The 24,469-nt window shown below is 72.2% G+C and carries 23 protein-coding genes and 1 pseudogene; 12 read left to right on the plus strand and 12 right to left on the minus strand.

The genetic code is table 11. The annotated features are described in order from the left end of the window. Window positions 1–162 precede the first annotated feature (162 nt). The 4 genes and pseudogenes from ACFYX4_RS07045 to ACFYX4_RS07060 all read right to left on the minus strand — a co-directional run bounded on the left by ACFYX4_RS07045 (window position 163) and on the right by ACFYX4_RS07060 (window position 3,488). Window positions 163–948, minus strand: coding sequence for a group II truncated hemoglobin (locus ACFYX4_RS07045; protein ID WP_389327220.1), 786 nt, complete (start codon window positions 946–948; stop codon window positions 163–165). Between the two features lie 100 nt (window positions 949–1,048). Continuing rightward, window positions 1,049–1,456 (minus strand): annotated as a pseudogene (locus ACFYX4_RS07050) (ABC transporter ATP-binding protein); the annotation flags it as partial. Between the two features lie 185 nt (window positions 1,457–1,641). Next, window positions 1,642–2,904 carry an Ig-like domain-containing protein gene (locus ACFYX4_RS07055; protein ID WP_389327223.1) on the minus strand — a complete coding sequence of 421 codons (1,263 nt, stop codon included), beginning with the start codon at window positions 2,902–2,904 and terminating at the stop codon, window positions 1,642–1,644. A 215-nt stretch (window positions 2,905–3,119) separates the two neighbouring features. Further along, window positions 3,120–3,488, minus strand: coding sequence for a hypothetical protein (locus tag ACFYX4_RS07060; protein WP_389327226.1), 369 nt, complete (start codon window positions 3,486–3,488; stop codon window positions 3,120–3,122). A 110-nt stretch (window positions 3,489–3,598) separates the two neighbouring features. Between ACFYX4_RS07060 and ACFYX4_RS07065 the strand changes: the two genes are divergently transcribed. Together ACFYX4_RS07065 and ACFYX4_RS07070 are read left to right on the plus strand one after the other, a co-directional pair. After that, window positions 3,599–3,997: an LAETG motif-containing sortase-dependent surface protein gene (locus tag ACFYX4_RS07065; RefSeq protein ID WP_389327229.1), complete on the plus strand. Its 399-nt coding sequence runs from the start codon at window positions 3,599–3,601 to the stop codon at window positions 3,995–3,997. 78 nt (window positions 3,998–4,075) lie between these two features. Beyond that, window positions 4,076–4,861, plus strand: a complete 786-nt coding sequence (locus ACFYX4_RS07070) for a hypothetical protein (protein ID WP_389327232.1) — start codon at window positions 4,076–4,078, stop codon at window positions 4,859–4,861. 62 nt (window positions 4,862–4,923) lie between these two features. On the opposite strand, the gene hutH is transcribed toward ACFYX4_RS07070, so the two are convergent. The 3 genes from hutH to ACFYX4_RS07085 form a co-directional block, all read right to left on the minus strand. Continuing rightward, window positions 4,924–6,462: a histidine ammonia-lyase gene (hutH, locus tag ACFYX4_RS07075; RefSeq protein ID WP_389328617.1), complete on the minus strand. Its 1,539-nt coding sequence runs from the start codon at window positions 6,460–6,462 to the stop codon at window positions 4,924–4,926. Between the two features lie 76 nt (window positions 6,463–6,538). Next, window positions 6,539–7,681, minus strand: a complete 1,143-nt coding sequence (locus ACFYX4_RS07080) for a diguanylate cyclase domain-containing protein (protein ID WP_389327235.1) — start codon at window positions 7,679–7,681, stop codon at window positions 6,539–6,541. Window positions 7,682–7,784: 103 nt separating this feature from the next. Beyond that, complete coding sequence (locus tag ACFYX4_RS07085) at window positions 7,785–8,585, minus strand: enoyl-CoA hydratase/isomerase family protein (RefSeq protein WP_389327238.1); 801 nt, start codon at window positions 8,583–8,585, stop codon at window positions 7,785–7,787. A 187-nt stretch (window positions 8,586–8,772) separates the two neighbouring features. Here ACFYX4_RS07085 and ACFYX4_RS07090 point away from each other — a divergent pair, with 187 nt between their 5' ends. Further along, window positions 8,773–9,555 (plus strand): hypothetical protein, encoded by a 783-nt coding sequence (locus ACFYX4_RS07090; protein ID WP_389327241.1) that lies wholly within the window; start codon window positions 8,773–8,775, stop codon window positions 9,553–9,555. Between the two features lie 183 nt (window positions 9,556–9,738). On the opposite strand, the gene ACFYX4_RS07095 is transcribed toward ACFYX4_RS07090, so the two are convergent. Beyond that, window positions 9,739–10,902, minus strand: a complete 1,164-nt coding sequence (locus tag ACFYX4_RS07095; RefSeq protein ID WP_389327244.1) for an adenylate/guanylate cyclase domain-containing protein — start codon at window positions 10,900–10,902, stop codon at window positions 9,739–9,741. Window positions 10,903–11,163: 261 nt separating this feature from the next. Further along, window positions 11,164–12,024 carry a biotin--[acetyl-CoA-carboxylase] ligase gene (locus tag ACFYX4_RS07100; RefSeq protein ID WP_389327247.1) on the minus strand — a complete coding sequence of 287 codons (861 nt, stop codon included), beginning with the start codon at window positions 12,022–12,024 and terminating at the stop codon, window positions 11,164–11,166. Between the two features lie 110 nt (window positions 12,025–12,134). On the opposite strand from ACFYX4_RS07100, the gene ACFYX4_RS07105 reads away from it, so the two are divergent. The 4 genes from ACFYX4_RS07105 (at window position 12,135) to ACFYX4_RS07120 (ending at window position 14,882) form a co-directional block, all read left to right on the plus strand. Next, the gene (locus ACFYX4_RS07105) at window positions 12,135–13,754 is read left to right on the plus strand and encodes an acyl-CoA carboxylase subunit beta (protein WP_389327250.1); all 1,620 of its coding nucleotides are present in this window, start codon (window positions 12,135–12,137) and stop codon (window positions 13,752–13,754) included. Between the two features lie 8 nt (window positions 13,755–13,762). Then, a complete protein-coding gene (locus ACFYX4_RS07110) occupies window positions 13,763–13,975 on the plus strand; it encodes an acyl-CoA carboxylase epsilon subunit (RefSeq protein ID WP_389327253.1) in 213 nt (70 codons plus the stop codon). A 120-nt stretch (window positions 13,976–14,095) separates the two neighbouring features. Further along, entirely contained in the window at window positions 14,096–14,224 is a 129-nt protein-coding gene (gene mmpB, locus ACFYX4_RS07115; RefSeq protein ID WP_389327256.1) for a morphogenic membrane protein MmpB, read from the plus strand. Window positions 14,225–14,264: 40 nt separating this feature from the next. Next, entirely contained in the window at window positions 14,265–14,882 is a 618-nt protein-coding gene (locus ACFYX4_RS07120) for a Maf family protein (protein WP_389327259.1), read from the plus strand. A gap of 47 nt (window positions 14,883–14,929) precedes the next feature. Here the strand turns inward: ACFYX4_RS07120 and ACFYX4_RS07125 are convergent, their stop codons facing one another. Beyond that, window positions 14,930–15,451, minus strand: a complete 522-nt coding sequence (locus ACFYX4_RS07125; RefSeq protein WP_389327262.1) for a hypothetical protein — start codon at window positions 15,449–15,451, stop codon at window positions 14,930–14,932. A 378-nt stretch (window positions 15,452–15,829) separates the two neighbouring features. Here ACFYX4_RS07125 and ACFYX4_RS07130 point away from each other — a divergent pair, with 378 nt between their 5' ends. Next, entirely contained in the window at window positions 15,830–17,602 is a 1,773-nt protein-coding gene (locus tag ACFYX4_RS07130) for an acetyl/propionyl/methylcrotonyl-CoA carboxylase subunit alpha (RefSeq protein ID WP_389327265.1), read from the plus strand. 496 nt (window positions 17,603–18,098) lie between these two features. Here the strand turns inward: ACFYX4_RS07130 and ACFYX4_RS07135 are convergent, their stop codons facing one another. Next, window positions 18,099–19,070: a DeoR/GlpR family DNA-binding transcription regulator gene (locus ACFYX4_RS07135; RefSeq protein WP_389327268.1), complete on the minus strand. Its 972-nt coding sequence runs from the start codon at window positions 19,068–19,070 to the stop codon at window positions 18,099–18,101. A gap of 179 nt (window positions 19,071–19,249) precedes the next feature. Next, window positions 19,250–20,698 (minus strand): NAD(P)H-quinone dehydrogenase, encoded by a 1,449-nt coding sequence (locus ACFYX4_RS07140; protein WP_389327271.1) that lies wholly within the window; start codon window positions 20,696–20,698, stop codon window positions 19,250–19,252. A 116-nt stretch (window positions 20,699–20,814) separates the two neighbouring features. Here ACFYX4_RS07140 and ACFYX4_RS07145 point away from each other — a divergent pair, with 116 nt between their 5' ends. The 4 genes from ACFYX4_RS07145 (at window position 20,815) to ACFYX4_RS07160 (ending at window position 24,453) form a co-directional block, all read left to right on the plus strand. Continuing rightward, window positions 20,815–21,255: a gamma-glutamylcyclotransferase gene (locus ACFYX4_RS07145; protein WP_389327274.1), complete on the plus strand. Its 441-nt coding sequence runs from the start codon at window positions 20,815–20,817 to the stop codon at window positions 21,253–21,255. 50 nt (window positions 21,256–21,305) lie between these two features. Further along, window positions 21,306–21,584 (plus strand): type II toxin-antitoxin system RelE/ParE family toxin, encoded by a 279-nt coding sequence (locus ACFYX4_RS07150; protein ID WP_389327277.1) that lies wholly within the window; start codon window positions 21,306–21,308, stop codon window positions 21,582–21,584. A gap of 102 nt (window positions 21,585–21,686) precedes the next feature. Then, window positions 21,687–22,511, plus strand: a complete 825-nt coding sequence (locus ACFYX4_RS07155) for a purine-nucleoside phosphorylase (RefSeq protein ID WP_389327281.1) — start codon at window positions 21,687–21,689, stop codon at window positions 22,509–22,511. A gap of 301 nt (window positions 22,512–22,812) precedes the next feature. After that, window positions 22,813–24,453 carry a phospho-sugar mutase gene (locus ACFYX4_RS07160; RefSeq protein ID WP_389327284.1) on the plus strand — a complete coding sequence of 547 codons (1,641 nt, stop codon included), beginning with the start codon at window positions 22,813–22,815 and terminating at the stop codon, window positions 24,451–24,453. Window positions 24,454–24,469: the final 16 nt, after the last annotated feature.

The following is a 24,469-nucleotide window of genomic DNA, read 5'->3' on the forward strand; positions in this document are numbered from 1 at the left end:
GTGAGGTGCCGTGCGCTGGTGTGGGCCGCGCTGGGGGCTGCCGCCCCCAGGCCCCCGCTTTCGGCCTGAACGGCCTCGTCCTCAAGCGCCGGACGGGCTGAAAATTGCCGCCCCGGGACCGAAGAGTCAACGGAGGCGCCCCGGCCGCCACGGCGGGGCGCGTCAGCCCAAGTACGGCGGGGCCTCGCCCCAGCCCCACTTCGGGGTCGGCTGTTCCGCCGGGGGCTTGGCGTCCGGGCCGGAGAAGTACACCGCCAGGCGCGTGCCCCACTCCACGTATGCCAGGAACGCCGAGCGGAACTCCGCGTCCGTGGGGAGTTCCGCCTCGTCCGCCGCGTCCTGGATGAGGTTCACCCAGCGGCGGCGCTGCGGCTCGGTGATGCCTCGGCCGAAGTGCTTGGCGACCATGTGGCTGTGGCCGCCCTGCGTCGCCGAGTAGGTCTCGGGGCCGCCGAAGACCTCTGCGAGCCACAGGGCGACGTGCTCGGCGTGCTCGGGGGCCAGGCCCGCGAAGACGGGGGCGAGGAGGTCGTCCGCCAGCACCTTGGCGTAGAACGCCTCCGTGAGGCGGGCGAAGGCCTCCGCGCCGCCCGCCCACGCGTACAGGGTGGGCTCGGCGGAGCCCCGGCCGCGTACCGACGTGGGTTTGTAGTGGCGCATCTCCTCGATGTCCCCGACGTAGGGGCGGATCTCGGCGAGGAAGGCGGGGAACAGGTCCGAGGTGCGGAAGCCTTCGAGGTGGTCCTCCGTCGACGTCCAGGTGATGCGCAGGACGAAGTGGGCGAAGTCCTCCTCGCAGCGGGTGAGTTCGTAGTCGACGCAGTGGGGAGAGGCCGCGAGGTGGGGGGCGGCGCGGGTGTAGGCGGCGAGGAATTCCGCGGAGCGGTCCTCGGGGATGCGGTACCGGATGTACTCGATGACCTTGCTGGCCTTCTCTGCTGCTGTCATGGGCCCACGCAAGCACGAACGGCCCGCCGGAGGCTTCTCTTCCGGCGGGCCGTTCACTCAGCGCTCAGCGAACGCGGCAATCGTCGGTCGTCCGTCGTCGGTCGCGCGTCGACTCGTCGAGGTTGCCGGTGGGTTCGTCGGCGAGCAGCACCTTCGGGCGCTTCACCAGGGCGCGGGCGATGGCCACGCGCTGCTGCTGGCCGCCGGACATCTCGCCGGGGAGGTGGCCCAGCCGTTCGCCCAGTCCGACCGAGGTAAGCGCCTCGGCGGCGCGGTCGCGGCGCTCCTTGCCCTTCACTCCGAGGGGGACGAGGGCGGTCTCGACGTTCTCCTGGGCGGTGAGGGTGGGGATGAGGTTGAAGGACTGGAAGACGAAGCCGATGTTCTCGCTGCGGACCTTGGTGAGGCGGGCCTCGGACAGCTTGGCGAGGTCGACGCCGTCGAGGACGATCTCGCCCTCGGTCGGGCGGTCGAGGGCGCCGAGCATCTGGAGGAGGGTGGACTTGCCGGCTCTCAGTTCGTACATGGGGGTGGTGGCTCCTGTGCAGACGGAGGTGACCACGATGACCAGCGCGATGCCCAGCGCGAGAAGGCTGTGCCCGGCCCGGAAGCGCTGTGCCGGGACCCGAAAACACCGATGCCGCCCCTGGGGGCGGCATCGGGAAGCTGTGGGTCGAGCAAGGGGCGGACGGCTCAGGCGGCCGAACCCGCCTTCCACTGGGCCCAGTCCATGTTCCAGCCGTTGAGGCCGTTGTCCGGGGCGACCGTCTTGTCGCCGGTGTTCTGGACGACCACGACGTCACCGATGATGGTGTTGTCGTAGAACCAGGCGCCGGGCGTGCTCTTGTCGTTGGCGCCCTTGGTGTCCGACAGGCCGACGCAGCCGTGGCTGGTGTTCACCGAGCCGAAGATGGACTTCGCGCCCCAGTAGTTGCCGTGGATGAAGGTGCCGGACGTGGTCAGGCGCATGGCGTGCGGCACGTCCTTGATGTCGTACTCGCCCTTGCCGTCGTCGTCGGTGAAGCCGACCGACGCGCCGTTCATCCGGGTCTCCTTGAACATCTCGGAGATCACCATCTGGCCCTCGTACGTCTTGTTCTCGGGCGCACCGGCGGAGATCGGGATGGTCTTGACGGTCTTTCCGCCGCGCGTGACCTTCATCTGCTTGGTCTTCGCGTCGACGTAGGTGACCTGGTTACGGCCGATCTTGAAGGTGACCGTCTTCTGCTGGACGCCGAACACGCCCTTGGCGCCCTCGACACCGTCGAGCGCGAGCTTCAGCGTGACGGTGGAGTTCTCTTTCCAGTACTCGTCCGGCCGGCAGTCCATGCGGGTGGTGCTGAACCAGTGGCAGGCGATCTCCTGGCCGCCGGTGGAGTTGACCGTGATGCCCTTCTGGACCGCGGCCTTGTCGGTGATCTCCTTGTTGAAGTTGATCGACACCGGCATGCCCACGCCGACGGTGGAACCGTCCTCCGGCGTGAAGTTGGCTATGAAGCTGTTGGCCGGGGAGACCGTGGTGAAGGACGCGTTCTCGTGGGCCTCGCGGCCGTCGGAGTCCTTCGCGGTCGCCGCCAGCTTGTAGGTGGTGGACCGCTCCAGCTGCCCGCTCGGCTTCCAGCTGGTCTTGTCGGCGGACAGCTCGCCCTTCACTTCGGCGCCGTCGGCGGCGGTCATCGTCACCTGGGTGAGCGTGCCCTTGCTCACCGTGACGGCCGCCGAGTTGTTGATGGAGGCGTTGTTCGAGCCGTCCGCGGGCGTGATCTTGATCTGGGCCTCCGAGGCCTTCTCGGCCGCGGCCTCGTCGGCTTTCGCCTGCGAGGAGCTGTTTCCGCCGTCCGAGGCACTGCTGTCGCCGCTCGAACACGCGGAAAGCACCAGAACACCGCCGAGCAGTGCGGACGCGGTCGCCAGACCCCTGCGCCGCCTACTGTTCGTCATCACACGCTTCTCCATCGTTGCCGATTCCCGTAACCCCGAGAGTCCCCGTCGAGAGTCCCCGTCAAGGACTCAACGCTACGACCGGTTCGTCCCGTTCCACATTCGCGGAATGTGTGGGCCACACCACGTCCACGGACTGCCCGTGGTGCGGTCGTCGGTCAGCGCGCCTCTTGAGACGGTGAAACCCCGGGCGGCGGTTGCCGCCCGGAGGCACGAGTTTCCCAAGACGCTCAGCCGATGCGGGGTTCCTCCGCATCGTCCGCATCGTCCGCGCCGTCCGCGTCGTCGCCGAAGTCCTCGTCGAACTCCCAGGCGGGGGCGTCAGGATCGTAGGCGACGGGCTCGCTGGACCAGGAGGCCTGGTGGAGCTCCACCCCGGGGATCTCGCCGACCAGGTCGAAGGGGTCGACGAGATAGGCCAGGGCCTCGGCTGTGTCTTCGGTCACAGTGCTTTCGGCGTGCGTGCGCTCGCTGTCCGGCATCTCCTCGTCCTCCGCGACGCGTTGGAGTGCGGCTGCCGTCACCGCTTCCGCGTCGTCGATTTCCAGGACGAGTTCCACGCGTAGGCGTACATATCGGGACGTCTCTTCAGTGTTCATGCCCCGGAGCGTACGGCTCCACCCTCCCGCAACTTTCCCGCGACCCGCGCTCTTCATTAGCATCGGCTCACACGGCCAATTCGCCAGCGCCACAAGGGGATCGATATTCCGTGTCATCCGCTCGCCGTCCTTTGCTGACCGCCACCGCCGCGGGGACCCTGTTGGGCGCCCTGTGGTTCGTCCCGAACGCCAACGCGACGCAGGACGGACCGGCGAGAACGGACGTGACGACGCACGCCACCACACAGGCGCGGGCCGCCAACGCGCGGGCCGCCTCCGCGAGGTCCGACGCCTCCACGGCCTCCGCCGCGTCCGACGCCTCGACCAGTGCCTCTACCGACGCCTCTGGTGATGCCTCCACCGGTGCCACCGCGAGCGACGACGGCGCCCGCCTCGCCGACACCGGCAGCTTCGACACCACGCCGTACGTGGTCGGGGGGACCGCCCTGCTCGCCCTGGGCGCGGGGTTCGTGGTGTATTCGGTGCGCCGGGAGCGTCTCGGCTTCTAGCCGGCACGAGGTCGAGGTGACCGAAGCGGCTTTTGAATCAACTTGACGCTTACATGACCTAACGCTCATAGTCCGCTCATGAAGAGATCATCGGGGGCGCGGCTGTGCGCCGTGACCGCTGCGGGGGCGCTGTCGCTCGCCCTCATCACGGGCTGCTCGGACGACGGGTCGAAGAAGGACGGCAAGGGCGCGAAGGACTCGGTTTCGAGTTCGAGTTCCTCCTCGTCGGCTCCGGCCGCGAAGGCCCTGTCCAAGGCCGAGTTGGAGAAGCTGCTGCTCGCGCAGGGCGACGTCAAGGGCTACAAGGTCGCCTCCGGTGACGACACGCTTCCGAAGTCCAAGAGCGTGGTGAAGTCCGACAAGGCGGAGTGCTACCCGATCATCTGGGCCTCGGGCGCTCTCGCCCCGGGCGAGACCGATGTGAACGTCAGCAACTCCGTCTCGGAGGACAAGGCGTCGACCGCCACCGCGAGTCCCGAGGACCTCGCGGCCGCCTTCGACATCAACATCACGTTCGTGGGCCTCTCCTCGTACGAGGGCGACGGCGCCGAGAAGACCATGAAGGCCGTCTCCGACGCCGTGGCGGCCTGTGGCGGCGGCTACACCGTCGACGTCAAGGGCGAGAAGACCAAGGTCACCAAGGTCTCGGCGGCGAAGGGCTCCGGCCTGGGCGACGAGTCGGTCGGGTTCACCGAGAGCGTCGACATGGACGGCGAGGGCACGGCCACCGTGAACGGGGAGGTCGTCCGCAAGGGCAACACCGTCGCCACGTTCTACACGGTGAACTTCGTCGCGCTCTCCGGCGGCAAGGTGGTCCCCGTACCGCCGGCCGTGATCCAGGCGCAGGTCGCCAAGCTGAAGTGAGCTTCCGGGGCCCCGCCGTCCGTACCCGGGCGGCGGGGCCCCGTGCTGTCTGCCGCGGCTGTCTACCGCAGCGGCCCCGTGACCGTCTCGACCGCCGTCACGAGCCGTCCCTCCCGCACGAACGCGTCCGCCGCCGCGAGGTCGGGCGCGAGGAACCGGTCCGGGCCCGGCCCCTGGACGCCCGCCTTGCGCACGGCCTCGACGACGGCCCGCGTCGCCGGCGCCGGGGTGAGGCCCTCGCGCAGCTCGACGGCGCGCGTGGCGGCGTACAGCTCGACGGCGAGCACGCGCGCGAGGTCGTCGACCGCCGTGCGCAGCTTGCGGGCGGCGGACCAGCCCATGGAGACGTGGTCCTCCTGCATCGCGGAGGACGGGATCGAGTCCGCGGACGCCGGCACGGCGAGCCGCTTCAGCTCGGCGACCAGCGCGGCCTGCGTGTACTGGGCGATCATCAGCCCGGAGTCGACGCCGGGGTCGTCCGCGAGGAACGGCGGCAGGCCGTGGCTGCGGTTCTTGTCCAGCAGCCGGTCGGTGCGGCGCTCGGCGATGGAGGCGAGGTCGGCGGCGGCGATGGCGAGGAAGTCGAGGACGTAGGCCACCGGGGCGCCGTGGAAGTTGCCGTTGGACTCCACGCGGCCGTCGGGCAGGACGACGGGGTTGTCGACGGCCGAGGCGAGCTCGCGCTCGGCGACCAGCCGGGCGTGCGCCATGGTGTCCCGTCCCGCGCCGGCGACCTGGGGCGCGCAGCGCACCGAGTAGGCGTCCTGGACGCGGGGCGCGTCGTCCTGGTGGTGCCCGGTCAGCCCCGAACCCTTCAGCACGGCCAGCATGTTGGCGGCGCTGGCCCCCTGCCCGGGGTGCGGGCGGACGGCCTGCAGCTCGGGTGCGAGGACGCTGTCGGTGCCGAGCAGGGCCTCGAGGCTGAGCGCGGCGGTGACGTCGGCGGACTTGTAGAGGGTGTCCAGGTCGGCCAGGGCCATGATCAGCATGCCGAGCATGCCGTCGGTGCCGTTGAGGAGGGCGAGCCCCTCCTTCTCGCGCAGCTCGACGGGGGTGATGCCGTGCTCGGCGAGGAGTTCGCCCGCGGGGCGTACGACGCCGTCCGCGCCCTCGGCGTCGCCCTCGCCCATGAGCGTGAGCGCGCAGTGCGAGAGGGGGGCGAGGTCGCCGGAGCAGCCGAGGGAGCCGTACTCGTGGACGACGGGGGTGATGCCGGCGTTCAGCAGGTCGGCCATGGTCCGCGCGACCTCGGGCCGTACGCCGGTGTGCCCGGAGCAGACCGTCTTGAGCCGCAGGAACATCAGGGCCCGCACCACCTCGCGCTCGACGCGCGGCCCCATGCCGGCGGCGTGCGAGCGGACGATGTTGCGCTGGAGCTGTGCGCGCAGCTCCGGGCTGATGTGCCGGGTGGCGAGGGCGCCGAAACCGGTGGAGACGCCGTAGACGGGCTCGGGCTTGGCCGCCAGGGCGTCCACGATCTCGCGCGCCGCGGCGAGGGCGGCCACCGCCTCCGCGGACAGCTCGACCCGCGCGCCGCCACGCGCCACGGCGAGCACGTCGGACGCGGTCACGCCGGACGTCCCCACCACCACAGTATGCATATCCATATTCAGGAGCGTACGCAGTGAAGACGAGGATGTCACCAGGCGGTCCGCGCACTCCTTCCGGCCGGTCCCGTCACTGCCGTCCGCGGAAGCTGCGGCGCTCGGCGGCCGACCCGCGCGGCGGCTCGTCGGCGAGGCGCACGACGGGGTCGTCGGGCCCCTCCCGGCCCGCGACGACCGGCCGGGCGGCCCGTACGGCCTTCGCCCGGTACTGGGCGGCGTCCGCGAGCCGGAACAGCCGGCGGGCCGAGCGCACCGGCCCGATCGGATCGCCGGTGGAGGCGACACCGCAGGCCACGCCCTCCCCCAGCTCCAGTTCGGCGGCCCGCCGGCACAGCTCGTCGGCGACCTTCACGACGTCGTCGGCGGACGGTCCGACCGCCAGCAGACAGAACTCGTCCCCGCCGAGCCGGGCGGCCAGCGCCCCGGGCAGCATCGCCCCGCACAGCGACAGCACCGAACCGAACCGTTCCAGCAGGCGGTCCCCGACGGCGTGGCCGAGGGTGTCGTTGACCCGTTTGAGCCCGTTCAGGTCGCAGACCGCGAGGCTGACGACGTCCCCGCCCGTCCGATGCCGTTCGACCGCCTCCTCCAGCCGTACGTCGACGGCGCGGCGGTTGGCCAGGCCGGTGAGGGCGTCGGTGAAGGCGAGCCGGCGGGCCTCCTCCAGCCGCTCGGTCTGCGCGATCCCGGCGGCGACGACGGCGGCGAGGACGGTGGCGAAGTCGGCGTCCGCGCGCTCGAAGACGGCGGTCCCGGCGGGCCGGGCGACGTACAGCTCGCCCCAGGCGCGGCCGTGCAGCACGATCGGCGCGACGACGCAGGAGCCGCGCCCCCGGCGGCGCAGGGCGGCGACCCGCTGGTGGCAGTAGCCGGACCGGCCGGCGGCGGGGCCCTGCGCCGTCTCCACCCAGGCGTCGGGCTCGCCGCCGGACACCCAGCGTTCGTGCAGGAACTCGGTGATCTCGGGGAACTGGTGCACCGGGTAGGCCTCGCCGTCCGGGAACTCCTCCTCGTCCGGGGCCCGCTCCCCCACGTTCACCAGGACGCGCAGCCGGCCGAGGTCCCGCTCCCACACCGACAGCGCAGCGAAACCGCCGGACAGCGCCCGGCACGCGCCGAGCGCCGCCGCCCGCCACGACTCCCGGGGCGTCCGCGCGGCGGCCATCCCCTGCGCCAGCGCCACCACCGCCACGAGCCGTGCATCGTCACCCATCACCCCAGGCTAGGGACATTTCCCCGCAAGGGTGACACCGGGCCGACGCGCGGAGTGACGCCCGCCCGGCCGCGGGCGCCCGTCCCTTCCGCTCCCGTTCCGCCTACTCTCCCGGCCAGCGCGGCGGCCGCTTCTCGTTGAACGCCGCCACCCCCTCCGCCCGGTCGCCCGAGAACGCCACCGACCGCCAGGCCGCGTCCTCGACCTCCAGCCCCGCCCGCAGGTCCAGCCCCTGCCCCAGCCGCAACGCCCGCTTGGCCGCCCGCAGCCCCACCGGGGAGTTCGCCCCGATCCGCGCCGCCAGCGTCAGCGCCTCCGCACGGTCGCGGCCCTCCTCCACCAGCACGTCCACCAGCCCCAGCTCCCGCGCCTCCGCCGCCTCCACCCGCCGCGCGGTGAAGATCAGTTCGGCCGCGCGGGCCGCGCCCACCCGCCGGGGCAGCAGTTGCGTCCCGCCGCCCCCGGGGATCACCCCGACCGACACCTCGGGCAGCCCCACCACCGCCGTACGGTCGGCCACGATCACGTCGCACGCGAGCGCCAGCTCGAACCCGCCGCCCAGCGCGAACCCGTGCACCGCCGCCACCGTCGGCACCGGCAGCTCCAGCACCCCGGTGTACGCACCCCGCGCCACCGGCCGCTGCCGCACCAGCTCCGCGTCGCTCAAGGAGTTGCGCTCCTTCAGGTCGGCCCCGACGCAGAAGGCCCGCTCGTGCGTCGAGGTCACCACGACCACCCGTACGTCCCGGTCCTCCCCCAGCGCCGCGCAGGCCTCGCCGACGGACCGGGCCATCGCGGTCGACACGGCGTTCATGGCCTTCGGCCGGTCGAGGGCCAGCTCCGCGACATGCCCGTCCTCGTGCCGCCGCACCAGCACGAACTCCCCGAACCGTTCCTCGCTCATGGACACCCTCCGGTTAACGCGGGTTAACAACTCTCGCTCGCCCGATCATCGCAGCCGCGCCCCGCCGGGGAAAGGGCCGACCCGTTCGGGTGACAACCCGCCCGACTCCACCCGCACCGCCCACAGGAGCGCATAACGTGCGTGCGCCATGGCGCATCGGGGGCGCACACATCGGGGAGGCAACGCGATGACGACCACGCCGGTGAAGACGCACACCGGGACGTACGGACGGCCGAGCACGACGTCCGCACAGCACGAGCACGAGCACGAACACGGGCGTGAGCAGGAGCTGGAGCTGGAGCAGCGGCGCGAGCGGGAACGGACGCGCGCGGACGGCGGCGCGGCCGAGCCCGCCCGGCTCTGGTCCCCCAGGGCCCGTGGCCGCCACCGCCGCCCCCGTCCGCGCAAGGTGCTGCTGGCCGCCGGCGGTCTCGCTCTGGCGGCCGGCGCCCTGAGCCTCGTACGGATGACGCCCGACTCGCCCGTGCCCGGCATCGGCACGGCGGAGGCCGAACCCCGTATGGAGCCCACCGCGGACGTGTCGGCAGCGGAGGCCGCGGACACGGAGGGGCCGTCCGCCCCGGCGGCGCGCCCGACGACGCCCGCGGCCATGGGCGGCGGACAGACCGCGACCCCGGCCCTGGTCCCCACGGCGAGCCCCACCGGCTCCGCCGCCCCGACACCCCCGGCCTCAGCCCGCAGGCCCGGCACCCCCTACGCGCCCTACGCGCCCTCCGCCCCGGCGACCCCGAGGCACCCCGGATCCACCCCGCCCACCGCAGCCACCCCGCCCGAGGCCCCAGCGACACACGCGCCGACACCACCCCGGGCGACGACCGCTCCACAGCCCTCCACGCCCGAGGCCGCCCCCGGCGCGTCCTCTCCCACACCCCAGCGGCCGGACCAGCCGGGCCTGTGCGTCCCGGTCATCGGACTCTGCGTGGACCAGCTCCTCGCGAACCCGCGCTGAGGCGGGGCGGATGCTGAAGGGCCGATGAGCCGTACATTCGCACCGACACCGCCCCGGGCGACGACCGCACCCCGGCGACGCGACGAGCCGGGGCCGTGCGTCCCGGTCATCGGGCTCTGCGTGGACCAGCTCCTCGCGACCCCGCGGTGAGGCGGGGTCGCTCCTGGAGGGGCGGCGGGGTCGTCATTCGCCGTCGTCGTCGCGGCGGGTGAGCAGCCAGGGCTCGACCACGCCGAGGCCGCGCACGGGCCGCTGCCACATCGGCTGGAGGGCGAACCGGTAGACGGGCGGCTCCTCGCCCTCCTTCTCGGCCGCTGCCGCCTCCTCGGCCGCCTCCGCCTCGGACGCGGGCGCGTCCCCGGTCCTGATCAGCTCCTCGGCGAAGGCGCTGTCGACGAGGACGGCGTCCCTCGGCGCTATCGACGTCAGCCGCGAGGCCAGGTTGACGGTCGTCCCGAACACATCGCCCATCCGGGTGGTCACCGTGCCGAACGCCATGCCGACGCGCAGCTCGGGCATCGTCTCGTCGTTGCTCATGGTCTCCACGAGCCGCAGCGCGATGTCGGCGGCGGTGCCCGCGTCGTCGGCCGCGTACAGGACCTCGTCGCCGAGGGTCTTGATGAGCCGGCCGCCGCGGGCGGCGACCAGGTCGGCGGCGGTCGTCTCGAAGGCCTCGACGAGCTCGCCGAGCTCCTCCTCCTCCATACGGCGCGTCAGCCGCGTGAACCCGACCAGGTCGGCGAAGCCGACGGCGAGCCGCCGGTCGACCATCTCCTCGTCGTCGGCGGCCTGCACGACCCGCCCGGCGGAGGCGGCGAGCTGGCGACGCCACACGTAGACGAGGAACTCCTCCAGCTCGGGCAGGAGCAGCTCGACGATGGGATACGTGACCTCGGTGCGGGTCATCCCCGGCTCGGGCGGCTCGGTGAGCCCCTCCAGGAAGGAGTCGATCTGCCATTCCGCCAGACGGGCGGTGGTCTGGCCGGTGGACCGCGCGACCTGCACCGCCATGGCCTCGCTCAGCAGGCCCGCCTCCACGAGGCCGGCGAGGCGTCGCAGGGCCAGGACGTCGGCCTCGGTGAGCGCCTTGGCCTGGCCTATGTCGGCGAAGCCCATGGCCCGCCAGAAGCGGGACGCCAGCTCCATGGAGACGCCGGCGCTGCGGGCCGCCTGGAACGGGGTGTAGCGGCGCTCGGCGCCCAGGATGAGCTGTTCGAGGCGCAGGGCGAGCGGGTCGTCGCCCGGTTCGGGGGCCAGGGGGTTCTCCCGCTCGGACGAGGCCGAGAGTGGAGGAGGGTCGACCCGGCCGTCCACGCCCTCGCCGGAGCCCGTGTCGTCGACGGTCACGCGTGCTGCCCTTCCGATCTACCGCGGTCAGGTATCGACCGGCCTCAACTCTACGGCAGCTGTGCGCTAGCTCACTCCGTTGGGTTGCGCCGGGGGTTCAGGTGAGGTGCGTTTCCTTGGTGTACGGAGTTGGTGTGGTCCTTGTTCGGCTACCGGGGTGGGGGGTGCTTTTCGGATGCCGGGTGCGGGTCGTTCGGGGCTGGTCGCGCCCACGCGGCGGAGCCGCATATGTCACAGCCCCGCGCCCCTAGGGGGCTGCTCTCACGCTGGTTTCAAGTGGACGATGTCTCCTGCTCCCACCGGTTCGCGGGTTCCTGTGGGGGTGGTGATGATCAGCCTGCCGTCGGCGTCGATCGCTGTCGCCTCGCCGGTGATCGAGCGGTCGCCGGGGAGTTCCGCGCGGACCGTGCGGCCCAGCGTCGCGCAGCCCGCCGCGTACGTCTCCTGGAGGCCGCTGAGCGCCGGGTCGCCGTCGGCGTCGCGCCAGCCGGTGTACCGCTCCTCCAGGGTGCGCAGCACGGACCGCAGGAGGGTGTCGCGGTCGGTGCTGACCGCGTCGGCGAGGGCCAGGGATCCCGCCTGGGGGACGGGAAGTTCGTCCGCCCGGAGGGTGACGTTGACGCCCACGCCGACGACGACGCCGTCCTCGCCCGCGCGCTCCGCGAGGATGCCGCCGGCCTTGCGTTCCTCGCCGCCGACGCTCACCAGCAGGTCGTTGGGCCACTTGAGTGCCGTGTCCACGCCGGCCGCGCGGGCGAGTCCCGTGGCGACCGCGACGCCCGTCAGCAGGGGCAGCCAGCCCCAGCGGGACACCGGGACGTGCGCGGGGCGCAGCAGGACGGAGAAGAACAGGCCCGAGCGGGGCGGGGCGGACCACTGGCGGTCCAGCCGGCCGCGGCCGGCGGTCTGCTCCTCCGCGACGAGCACGGTCCCCTCCCCGGCCTTCCCGGCGGCGGCCAGGGCGACCAGGTCGGAGTTGGTGGAGCCGGTGCGCGGCACCACCTCCACCGCCGTCCACAGCCCGCCCTCCCGGACGAGCCCGCGCCGCAGCGCGGCGGCGTCGAGGGGCGGGCGGTCGAGGTCGGACCAGCGGCTGGCGTCTGCTGCATCTCGCGGCGTCATGCAAGCCACCCTAGGTGTGTGAAACGCCGCACTGCCGAACGGTGGAGCCACCACTACTCTACGGATGAGTAACCGTCCCCCCTTTTGAGCAGGCAGGGAGCCGCATCCCGATGTCCGAGCCGGAAGAGCGCCAAGAGATCCACGGGAACCGAGGGATCGACATCCACACGACCGCGGGCAAGCTCGCGGATCTCGAGCGCCGCGTCCAGGAGGCGACGCACGCCGGCTCCGAGCGCGCCGTCGAGAAGCAGCACGCCAAGGGCAAGCTGACGGCCCGTGAGCGCATCGAACTCCTCCTGGACGAGGGGTCGTTCATCGAGCTGGACGAGTTCGCCCGGCATCGCTCCACCAACTTCGGGCTGGAGCAGAACCGTCCCTACGGGGACGGCGTCGTCACCGGGTACGGAACCGTCGACGGCCGGCCGGTGGCCGTGTTCTCGCAGGACTTCACCGTCTTCGGCGGCGCCCTCGGCGAGGTCTACGGCCAGAAGATCGTCAAGGTCATGGACTTCGCGCTGAAGACCGGCTGCCCGGTCATCGGCATCAACGACTCGGGCGGCGCCCGCATCCAGGAGGGTGTGGCCTCGCTCGGCGCGTACGGGGAGATCTTCCGCCGCAACACCCATGCGAGCGGCGTGATCCCGCAGATCAGCCTGGTCGTCGGGCCGTGCGCGGGCGGCGCGGTCTACTCGCCCGCGATCACCGACTTCACGGTCATGGTCGACCAGACCTCGCACATGTTCATCACCGGCCCGGACGTCATCAAGACGGTCACCGGCGAGGACGTCGGCTTCGAGGAGCTGGGCGGCGCCCGCACCCACAACTCGACGTCGGGCGTGGCGCACCACATGGCGGGCGACGAGAAGGACGCCGTCGAGTACGTCAAGCAGCTGCTGTCGTACCTGCCGTCGAACAACCTCAGCGAGGCCCCGGCGTTCCCGGAGGAGGCGGACCTCACCGTCACCGGCGAGGACCTGGAGCTGGACACCCTGGTCCCGGACAGCGCGAACCAGCCGTACGACATGCACACGGTGATCGAACACGTCCTGGACGACGCCGAGTTCTTCGAGACGCAGCCGCTGTACGCGCCCAACATCCTCACCGGGTTCGGGCGGGTGGAGGGTCACCCGGTCGGCATCGTCGCCAACCAGCCGATGCAGTTCGCGGGTTGCCTGGACATCAAGGCGAGCGAGAAGGCGGCGCGGTTCGTGCGCACCTGCGACGCCTTCAACATCCCGGTGATCACCTTCGTGGACGTGCCCGGCTTCCTGCCCGGCGTCGACCAGGAGCACGACGGCATCATCCGGCGCGGCGCCAAGCTGATCTACGCGTACGCGGAGGCGACCGTCCCGCTGATCACCGTCATCACCCGCAAGGCCTTCGGCGGGGCGTACGACGTGATGGGCTCCAAGCACCTCGGCGCGGACCTCAACCTGGCCTGGCCGACCGCCCAGATCGCCGTCATGGGCGCGCAGGGCGCGGTCAACATCCTGCACCGCCGCACGATCGCGGAGGCGGAGGCCGCGGGGGACGGCGACGCGACCCGGGCCCGGCTCATCCAGGAGTACGAGGACGCCCTCCTCAACCCGTACGTCGCGGCCGAGCGCGGCTACATCGACGCGGTGATCATGCCGTCGGACAGCCGCCGGCACATCGTGCGCGGGCTGCGTCAACTGCGTACGAAGCGGGAATCCCTGCCTCCGAAGAAGCACGGCAACATCCCCCTCTAGGAGCCGCCATGACGATCAAGGTCGTACGGGGCAACCCGACCCCGGAGGAGCTGGCCGCCGCCCTGGCGGTGGTCCGCGCCCGCGCCGCGGCGGCAGCGGCGACGCCGCCCGGCGCGGACCCGGCCCCCAAGGACGCGTGGTCCGACCCGTCCCGCATAGCGGGCCGACGCCTCCCCCAACCGGGCCAGACGTCATGGGCCCGCACGTACTGGCCGGGCTAGGCGAAAGCCGGCCTTGGCTTTCAAGGGGCGCGGGGAACCGCGCACAGCGGGACAACCCGGGGCACATTTTTAAGTACCCGTACTCAGGCACCGCCACCGGCCAAGCCCCACGCTGGTGGCATGCTGTGGTCCGACCCGAAGAACGAGCCGCCCGACGAACTCCGCGAAATGCAGGAGACGCTCAGGCGGCTCGGTCTCTTCCTGGCGGTGGCCATGCTGGTGGCGATGCTCGTGCTCGGCCTCTGCTGACGGCGGCCGGCCCGTGCGGTGTCGGCGATACCCTGGCCGCATGACCGATCAGCCGCGCCGCCGTCTCGTCCTCGCCTCCCAGTCGCCCGCCCGGCTGGGCCTGCTGCGGCAGGCGGGGCTCGCCCCCGAGGTGATCGTGAGCGGGGTCGACGAGGACGCCGTCAGCGCCCCCACGCCCGCCGAGCTGGCGCTCGCCCTCGCCGAGGCGAAGGCCTCCGTGGTGGCGGCGAAGCCCGAGGTCAAGGGCGCGCTGGTGATCGGCTGCGACTCGGTCCTCGACCTGGACGGCGAGGCCCTGGGCAAGCCCGAGGACGCCGAGGAGGCCACCGCCCGCTGGAAGGCGATGCGGGGCCGCGCGGGCACGCTCCAGACCGGACACTGCGTCTACGACACCGGCAGCGGGCGGTACACCTCGGCGGTCGCCTCCACCGTGGTCCACTTCGGCGAGCCGACGGACGACGAGATCGCCCTGTACGTCGCCTCGGGCGAGCCCCTCTACGTCGCCGGCGCCTTCACCCTGGACGGCCGCTCGGCCCCGTTCATCAACGGCATCGACGGCGATCACGGCAACGTGATCGGCATCAGCCTCCCCCTCGTCCGCCGCCTCCTGTCCGACCTGGGCGTGGGCATCACGGAACTGTGGACGCCGCCGGAGTGACGGAGGGGTGCACGCCAGCACGTCACCGCACGGCAACACGTCACCCGTCAGGGCGTCACCCGTAGGTGTGACTCGTCCGACGGGCCCGCGGTCGGCGGGCTCCCGGCCGACGGGTCCGTGTCCGACGGGTCCGTGTCCGACGGTCCGGCAGGCGCCGGCTCGGGCGTCGGAGGGGTCTCCTGGCGGTCGTAGCTCATCAGGAGCAGGACGATCAGCGCCAGTACGACCATCATGAAGACGAACGCCGTGCGGCCCACCGGGCCCCAGGTGAACGCGCCCAGCAGGCCGTGCACCACCGCCACGCTGATCAGCAGGACGCGGCCCAGGCCCGCCGGGGGGCGGTCGCGGATCAGGACCAGCAGGGCGACCACCCCGCACAGGGCGAAGTACAGGCCGAAGAGGATGCCGCCGATCTTCGACGACATCGACATCACGTCGGGGTCGAGCCCCGCCAGGGACATGTTCTGGCGGTCCACGACGAGGCCGAGGAACCAGTTCAGCGCCGCGACGCCGAACGCCTCGGCGAAGAGCACGACCGCCACCACCGCTGCCACCGGTCTGCGCACCACCGGTCCCCACCCACTTTCGACGCAGCCCCGAGCGGGACCCTGGTTACTCCAAGTACGTTCGTTCGAGACATCGCGAACGCTACTAACGGGTAAACCGCGGGACAAGGGTTCCGCAGGCGGCAAAGAATCGTTGGGCCATTCGTAGGGACTCCACAAAGAAACGGAGTGGGCCGCAGCACGCCCTCACAGAGACCTTGGCCACAATGGAGGGCTAGGGTTTCCGGGAGGAGTGCTGCGGACGGCGGTACTACAAGGGATTTCGCGGTCGAGTGAGCCTCGCATCACGCTCCGTGTGGGCAAGCTCACCTCTGGGGACGGGTCGAAGTGCCGTGTCGGCTGTCCCTAAACTCGGCTTGTTTCAAGGAGGGAGCCTCAATCGTGCGCAAGGTGCTCATCGCCAACCGTGGCGAAATCGCAGTCCGCGTGGCCCGGGCGTGCCGGGATGCCGGTATCGCGAGCGTGGCCGTCTACGCCGACCCGGACCGGGACGCTCTGCATGTCCGCGCCGCGGATGAGGCGTTCGCCCTGGGCGGTGACACACCGGCGACCAGCTATCTCGACATCGGCAAGGTGCTGAACGCCGCGAGCGAGTCCGGTGCGGACGCCGTCCATCCGGGCTACGGCTTCCTCTCCGAGAACGCCGACTTCGCCCAGGCGGTGCTGGACGCCGGTCTGATCTGGATCGGCCCGCCCCCGCAGGCCATCCGCGACCTCGGCGACAAGGTGGCCGCCCGTCACATCGCCCAGCGCGCCGGCGCGCCCCTGGTGGCCGGCACGCCCGACCCGGTGTCCGGCTCGGAGGAGGTCGTCGCCTTCGCGCAGGAGCACGGGCTGCCGATCGCGATCAAGGCCGCCTTCGGCGGCGGCGGGCGCGGTCTGAAGGTCGCCCGCACCCTCGAAGAGGTGCCCGAGCTGTACGACTCGGCCGTGCGCGAGGCCGTCGCCGCCTTCGGCCGCGGCGAGTGCTTCGTCGAGCGCTACCTCGACAAGCCGCGCCACGTCGAGACCCAGTGCCTGGCCGACCGGTACGGCAACGTGGTCGTCGTCTCCACCCGTGACTGCTCTCTCCAGCGCCGTCACCAGAAGCTGGTCGAGGAAGCCCCGGCGCCGTTCCTCTCCGAGGCGCAGCTCGCCGAGCTGTACTCCTCGTCCAAGGCCATCCTGAAGGAGGCCGGTTACGTCGGCGCCGGCACGGTGGAGTTCCTCGTCGGCCTCGACGGCACGATCTCCTTCCTGGAGGTCAACACCCGTCTCCAGGTGGAGCACCCGGTCACCGAGGAGGTCGCCGGCATCGACCTGGTGCGGGAGATGTTCCGCATCGCCGACGGCGAGGAGCTCGGCTACGACGACCCGGTGCTGCGCGGTCACTCCTTCGAGTTCCGCATCAACGGCGAGGACCCGGGCCGCAACTTCCTGCCGGCTCCCGGCACGGTCACGGTCTTCGACGCGCCGTCCGGTCCGGGCGTGCGCCTGGACGCGGGCGTGGAGTCGGGCAGCGTCATCGGCCCGGCGTGGGACTCGCTGCTGGCGAAGCTGATCGTCACCGGCCGCACCCGCAAGGAGGCCCTGGAGCGGGCCTCCCGCGCGCTGGAGGAGTTCCAGGTCGAGGGCATGGCGACGGCGATCCCGTTCCACCGCGCGGTGGTCAGGGACCCGGCATTCGCGCCCGAGCTGACGGGCTCCGCGGACCCGTTCACGGTCCACACCCGCTGGATCGAGACCGAGTTCGTCAACGAGATCAAGCCCTTCACCGCCCCCGCCGACGCGGAGACGGACGAGGAGCCCGGCCGTGAGACGGTCGTCGTCGAGGTCGGCGGCAAGCGCCTCGAGGTCTCCCTGCCGTCGTCGCTCGGCATGTCGCTGGCCCGTACCGGTCTCGCGGCGGGCGCCAAGCCGAAGCGCCGCGCGGCGAAGAAGTCCGGCCCCGCCGCCTCCGGCGACACCCTCGCCTCCCCGATGCAGGGCACGATCGTCAAGGTCGCGGTCGAGGAGGGCCAGGAGGTGCAGGAGGGCGATCTGATCGTCGTCCTGGAGGCCATGAAGATGGAGCAGCCGCTCAACGCGCACCGCTCCGGCACGGTCAAGGGCCTCGCCGCCGAGGTCGGCGCGTCGATCACGTCGGGCGCGTCGATCTGCGAGATCAAGGACTGACGCGGAGGCACGAGCGCCGAGGCGCCCGCGGGATCCGAGAGATCCGGCGGGCGCCTCGCCCGTTTCCGCAGGCCCCCGCGATCCGACCGCGCGGCAAGCACCTCCCGGGGCGGCGGCGCACGGACTCGGCACCCGTCGCCGACCCCGCCCGGGGACACGGGACCGCATCGATGTGCGGCTCCGCCGCACAAGCGCACCCAGCCGCGTACGACCCGCGACGGCCGCCACAACGTCGGCCCCACCACCTCGCCGCCGACGACGCCGCCGCCGGCAAGCCTCCCGCCCTGCGGCACCCGGCTCCGCCGCGCGAGCGCGCCCAGCCGCGGCACGGCCCGCGACGGCCGTCGCCGCGTAAGAGCTGACCGCGTACCGGGGCTTCAGGGCGACCTGACCGAGGCGGGGCTCAGGGCGAGCTGACCGAGGTCAGTCCCTCCACCTCGGCGCCCATGCCGACGGCGAGCGCATCCCGCCCCGCGGCACCCGGCCCCGCGGGGGCTCAGCGGCGGCGGAGGTCTGCGACGCGGGCCGCTCGCTCGCCGCCGGGGGCCTGCTCCCCGCCCAGCACCGCGGCCGTGCGCAGTCCGTTGGCCGCGCCGGGGACCTGGCTTCGGCGCGGGGCCGGCAGCGGCACGTCCCGGCGCTGCTGCTGGCGGCGCGCCGGGACCGCGTCACCCCCCGGGTTTCCCGACGCCCCGGCCACGGCGATCTGCACCCCCTGGTCGGCGAGGGCCTGGAGCTCGGTGGCGGCGCGGTCGTCGTGCGCGGGCGGCTCGTCGGTCACCAGGCGGGTGATGACGTCCGTCGGCACGGTCTGGAACATGGTGTCGGTGCCGAGCTTGGTGTGGTCGGCGAGGACGACCACCTCGGCGGCGGCCTGCACCAGCGCCCGGTCCACGGACGCCGAGAGCATGTTGGACGTGGAGAGCCCGCGCTCGGCGGTGAGACCGCTCCCGGAGAGGAAGGCGCGGGAGACCCTGAGCCCCTGGAGGGACTGCTCGGCCCCGCTGCCGACGAGGGCGTAGTTGGACCCTCTCAGCGTCCCGCCGGTCATCACGACCTCCACCCGGTTCGCGTGGGCCAACGCCTGGGCCACCAGCAAAGAGTTGGTGACGACGGTCAGGCCGGGCACACGGGCGAGCCGGCGCGCGAGCTCCTGGGTGGTGGTACCCGCCCCGACCACGATGGCCTCGCCCTCTTCCACGAAATTCGCGGCGAGGTCGGCGATGGCGGTCTTCTCGGCGGTCGCGAGATGAGACTTCTGCGGAAAGCCGGACTCCCGCGTGAAACCGCCCGGCAATACCGCACCGCCGTGCCGGCGGTCGAGGAGTCCTTCTGCCTCCAGTGCGCGCACGTCCCGCCGTACGGTCACTTCGGAGGTCTGGACGACGCGGGCGAGCTCACGGAGCGACACGGCCCCATTGGCTCGCACCATTTCGAGGATCAATTGGCGACGTTCTGCAGCGAACACGAAACTGACAGTAACGCGGGCGACCGTCTGCTTTCAGCTCTTTGCGCCGAATAATAGAAGTTGTTCGCACAGTAGGGACGGAGGTGGTATAGGGGCCTAGTTGCCGCGCCTATGCCATCCGCACGGGCCACAACTCCCCGTGACCAGCGGGGAGTCGGTTCCGGCCGCCGGCCGCGGGGTCAGCCCTCGTCGCCCGCCTTGCGGGTGTGCAACTGCCGGGCCACCTCGGCGATCGACCCCGACAGCGACGGGTAGACCGTGAAGGCCTTCGCGATCTGTTCGACCGTCAGATTGTTGTCGACGGCGATCGAGATGGGGTGGATGAGCTCCGAGGCGCGCGGCGCGACGACCACGCCGCCGACGACGATGCCCGTGCCCGGCCGGCAGAAGATCTTGACGAAGCCGTCCCGGATGCCCTGCATCTTCGCGCGCGGGTTCCGCAGCAGCGGCAGCTTGACGACCCGCGCGTCGATCTTGCCCGCGTCCACGTCGGCCTGGGTGTAGCCGACGGTGGCGATCTCGGGGTCGGTGAAGACGTTGGAGGAGACGGTCTTCAGGTTGAGCGGGGCCACCGCGTCGCCGAGGAAGTGGTACATGGCGATACGGCCCTGCATGGCGGCGACGGAGGCGAGGGCGAAGACGCCGGTCACGTCGCCGGCGGCGTACACGCCCGGGGCGGTCGTGCGGGAGACCTTGTCGGTCCAGATGTGCCCGGAGTCGCGGACCTTGACGCCCGCCTCCTCCAGCCCGAGCCCCTCGCTGTTGGGGATCGCGCCGACGGCCATCAGACAGTGCGAGCCGGTGATGACCCGGCCGTCGGCCAGCGTCACCTCCACCCTGTCGCCGACGCGCTTGGCGGACTGCGCGCGGGAGCGGGCCATGACGTTCATGCCGCGGCGGCGGAAGACGTCCTCCAGGACGGCGGCGGCGTCCGGGTCCTCGCCCGGCAGCACCCGGTCCCGGGAGGACACGAGGGTCACCTTCGACCCCAGGGCCTGGTACGCGCCGGCGAACTCGGCGCCGGTCACGCCGGACCCGACCACGATGAGCTCCTCGGGCAGCTCACGCAGGTCGTAGACCTGGGTCCAGTTGAGGATGCGCTCGCCGTCGGGCTGGGCGTCGGGCAGTTCGCGCGGGTGGCCGCCGGTGGCGATGAGGACGGCGTCGGCGGTGAGGGTCTCCTCGCTGCCGTCGGCGGCGGTGACCACGACCTTGCGCGAGCCGTCGAGGGACTGCATGCCCTCCAGCCGGCCCCGGCCGCGCAGCACGCGCGCGCCGGCGCGGGTCACGGAGGCGGTGATGTCGTGCGACTGCGCGAGCGCGAGGCGCTTCACCCGCCGGTTGACCTTGTGCAGGTCCACGCCGACCACCCGGGCCGACTGCTCCAGCGGCGGGGTGTCGTCGGCGACGATGATCCCCAGCTCCTCGTAGGAGGAGTCGAAGGTGGTCATCACCTCCGCCGTGGCGATGAGAGTCTTCGACGGCACGCAGTCGGTCAGCACCGACGCCCCGCCCAGACCGTCGGCGTCGACGACGGTCACCTCCGCGCCGAGCTGAGCGGCCACCAGCGCCGCTTCGTAGCCGCCGGGTCCGCCACCGATGATCACGATCCGAGTCACGTACTCCATTGTCCCGCACGCGTCGACCCGGCACGTCCCCGGGGGGCGGGGCGGCGCTACACCTGATGCCCGAGTGGCGGCGGACAGCGGAAGTGACGTGCGCCGGGCTGCCGTACTCTCATCGCATGTCGCTCTACGCCGCGTACGCCGGCAACCTCGACGCGCGGCTGATGACCCGCCGCGCCCCGCATTCACCGCTGCGCGCGACGGGCTGGCTGAACGGCTGGCGGCTGACGTTCGGCGGCGAGCACATGGGCTGGGAGGGCGCGCTCGCGACGATCGTCGAGGACCCGTTGTCACAGGTCTTCGTCGCGCTGTACGACATCGCCCCGATGGACGAGGAGTCGCTGGACCGCTGGGAGGGCGTGGGCAGCCTCGACGTCTACCGCCGCACCCGGACCCGCGTGCACACCCTCGACGGCGAGGAGCAGGGCTGGACGTACGTCCTCAACGGCTACGAGGGCGGCCTGCCGTCGGCCCGCTACCTCGGCGAGATCGCCGACGCCGCCGAGTCCGCGGGGGCGCCACACGATTACGTGATGGAGCTGCGCAAGCGGCCCTGCTGAGGCGCGGCGTTCCTACACTGGGGGGACCCGACGCACACACGGGAGAGCGCATGGCCCCCACCACGTACGACGTCTTCTTCACCGTGCAGGCCGCGGAAGCCCGCGACCGGCTGGACGACCGCCAGCGCTCCGCGTTCGACAAGGGCATCGCCCTGCTCGCCCGTGACCCCTTCCTCTCCGTCTCCCGGCCCATAAGCTCCACGGGCGACGACCGCACCATCCGGCTCACGCAGAACGTCCTGGTGGAGTACACGGTCAGCCGCGGCCGGCTGCTGATCTTCATCGTCGAGGTCTTCAACGACAAGGACATCCTCGTGACCGACGAATAGACGCGCCCGCCGCGGGCTTGGTTGGAAACGACAAGACAACGATCCCCGTCCCGTCGGCTTCGACATCTACGCGCGTAGGCCGAGACGGGCTACCCTCATCGCGTGAACGCAACTCTTCTCCCGGACGACATCCAGGGCGACCCGTACGCGGCCGCCGACGCCGCCGCCGCGCGCCTGCGTGAACTGACCGGCGCCGAGACCCATGACGTCGCCCTCGTGATGGGCTCCGGCTGGGCTCCGGCCGTGGACGCCCTGGGCGCTCCCGAAGCCGAGTTCCAGGTCACCGACCTGCCCGGCTTCCCGCCGCCGGCGGTCGAGGGCCACGGCGGCAAGATCCGCTCGTACCGGATCGGGGAGAAGCGCGCCCTGGTCTTCCTGGGCCGCACCCACTACTACGAGGGCCGCGGCGTCGCCGCCGTCGCCCACGGCGTCCGCACGGCCGTCGCGGCCGGCAGCAAGACGATCGTCCTGACCAACGGCTGCGGCGGCCTGCGCGAGGGCATGCGCCCCGGCCAGCCGGTCCTGATCAGCGACCACATCAACCTCACGGCGACCTCCCCGATCGTCGGCGCGAACTTCGTCGACCTCACGGACCTGTACTCGCCGCGGCTGCGCGCGCTGTGCAAGGAGATCGACGCCACGCTGGAGGAGGGCGTCTACGCCCAGTTCCCCGGCCCGCACTACGAGACGCCGGCGGAGATCCGGATGGCGCGGGTGATCGGCGCGGACCTGGTGGGCATGTCCACGGTGCTGGAGGCCATCGCCGCGCGTGAGGCGGGCGCGGAGGTGCTGGGCATCTCCCTCGTCACCAACCTCGCCGCGGGCATGACCGGCGAGCCGCTGAACCACGAGGAGGTCCTCCAGGCGGGCCGGGACAGCGCGACGCGCATGGGCTCGCTGCTGGAGCAGGTCCTGGGCCGGCTGTAGGCCCCGGCGCCCAGGGGCGCCGCCCCTGAAACCCCGCCCGGGGGCTCCGCCCCCTGCCCCCGGCCTGTGCCCACCCACCACCCGATCGGTCGGGAAAAGGTGAGCACATCCAGCCCGTCTGGGGTCCCCCCTCTGGGGGAGTTTGAGGACGAGGCCCGTCCAGGGCCGAAGCGGGGGTCCGGGGGCGGCAGTCCCCGGGGACGATGGGGGTCCCCCCGCTCGAGCGAAGCCGAGAGTGGGGGAGGGAAGGGGCGGCGGGGGCGAGAAACGTACGCACACTCACGCTCATGAGAGGTTCACCGTGCCCGACGACCGCGACGATCTGCTCGCCCGCGCCCACACCTGGCTCGCCGAGGATCCCGATCCGGAGACCCGCGAGGAACTCGCCGCCCTCGTCGAGGCGGGGAACGTCACAGACCTGGCCGCCCGCTTCTCCGGCACCCTCCAGTTCGGCACCGCCGGCCTGCGGGGCGAACTCGGCGCCGGCCCGATGCGCATGAACCGCGCCGTGGTCATCCGCGCCGCCGCCGGCCTCGCCGCGTACCTGAGGGCGAAGGGCCAGGGCGACGGCCTCGTCGTCATCGGCTACGACGCCCGCCACAAGTCGGCGGAGTTCGCGCGGGACACCGCCGCCGTGATGACGGGAGCGGGACTGCGCGCGGCCGTCCTCCCCCGCCCCCTCCCCACCCCCGTCCTGGCGTACGCCATAAGGCACCTGGGCGCGGTCGCCGGCGTGGAGGTCACGGCCAGCCACAACCCGCCCCGCGACAACGGCTACAAGGTCTACCTCGGCGACGGCTCCCAGATCGTCCCGCCCGCCGACGCGGAGATCGCCGCCGAGATCGCCGCCGTCCGCTCCCTGGACGACGTCCCGCGCCCGGAGTCGGGCTGGCAGACCCTGGACGACTCCGTCCTGGCCGCCTACCTGGCCCGCACCGACGAGGTCCTCGACCCCGCCTCCCCGCGCACGGCCCGCACGGTCTACACGGCGATGCACGGCGTCGGCAAGGACGTCCTCCTCGCCGCGTTCGCCCGCGCCGGCTTCCCGGAGCCCGTCCTCGTCGCCGAACAGGCCGAGCCCGACCCGGACTTCCCGACCGTCGCCTTCCCCAACCCGGAAGAGCCCGGTGCGATGGACCTCGCCTTCGCGAAGGCCCGCGAGACCGACCCGGACCTGGTCGTCGCCAACGACCCGGACGCCGACCGCTGCGCGGTGGCCGTCAAGGACGGCGGCGACTGGCGCATGCTGCGCGGCGACGAGGTCGGCGCGCTCCTCGCCGCCCACCTGGTCGCGCGCGGCGCGCGCGGCACCTTCGCCGAGTCGATCGTCTCCTCGTCCCTGCTGGGCCGGATCGCCGAGAAGGCGGGCCTCCCCTACGAGGAGACCCTGACCGGCTTCAAGTGGATCGCCCGCGTCGACGGCCTGCGCTACGGCTACGAGGAGGCGCTCGGCTACTGCGTCGACCCCGAGGGCGTCCGCGACAAGGACGGCATCACCGCGGCCCTCCTCATCACCGAACTGGCCTCACGGCTCAAGTCGGAGAACCGCACCCTCCTCGACCTCCTCGACGACCTCGCCGTCGACCACGGCCTGCACGCCACCGATCAGCTCTCGGTGCGCGTGGAGGACCTGACGGTCATCGCCCGCGCGATGGAACGCCTCCGCGAGCACCCCCCGACGCAGCTCGCCGGCCTCCCCATCACCCGCGCCGAGGACCTCACCCGGGGCACGGACCGCCTCCCCCCGACCGACGGCCTGCGCTACACCCTCGACGGGGCCCGGGTGATCGTCCGCCCGAGCGGCACGGAACCGAAGCTGAAGTGCTACCTGGAGGTCGTCGTCCCGGTCCCGGCCCACGCCGACCTGCCGGCGGCACGGGAGAAGGCGACGGAACTCCTGACGACGATCAAGCGGGACCTGTCGGCGGCGGCCGGCATCTGACCCTGCCCGTCACGGG

This window comes from Streptomyces sp. NPDC002328 (genome assembly GCF_042890065.1).
Classification (GTDB): domain Bacteria; phylum Actinomycetota; class Actinomycetes; order Streptomycetales; family Streptomycetaceae; genus Streptomyces.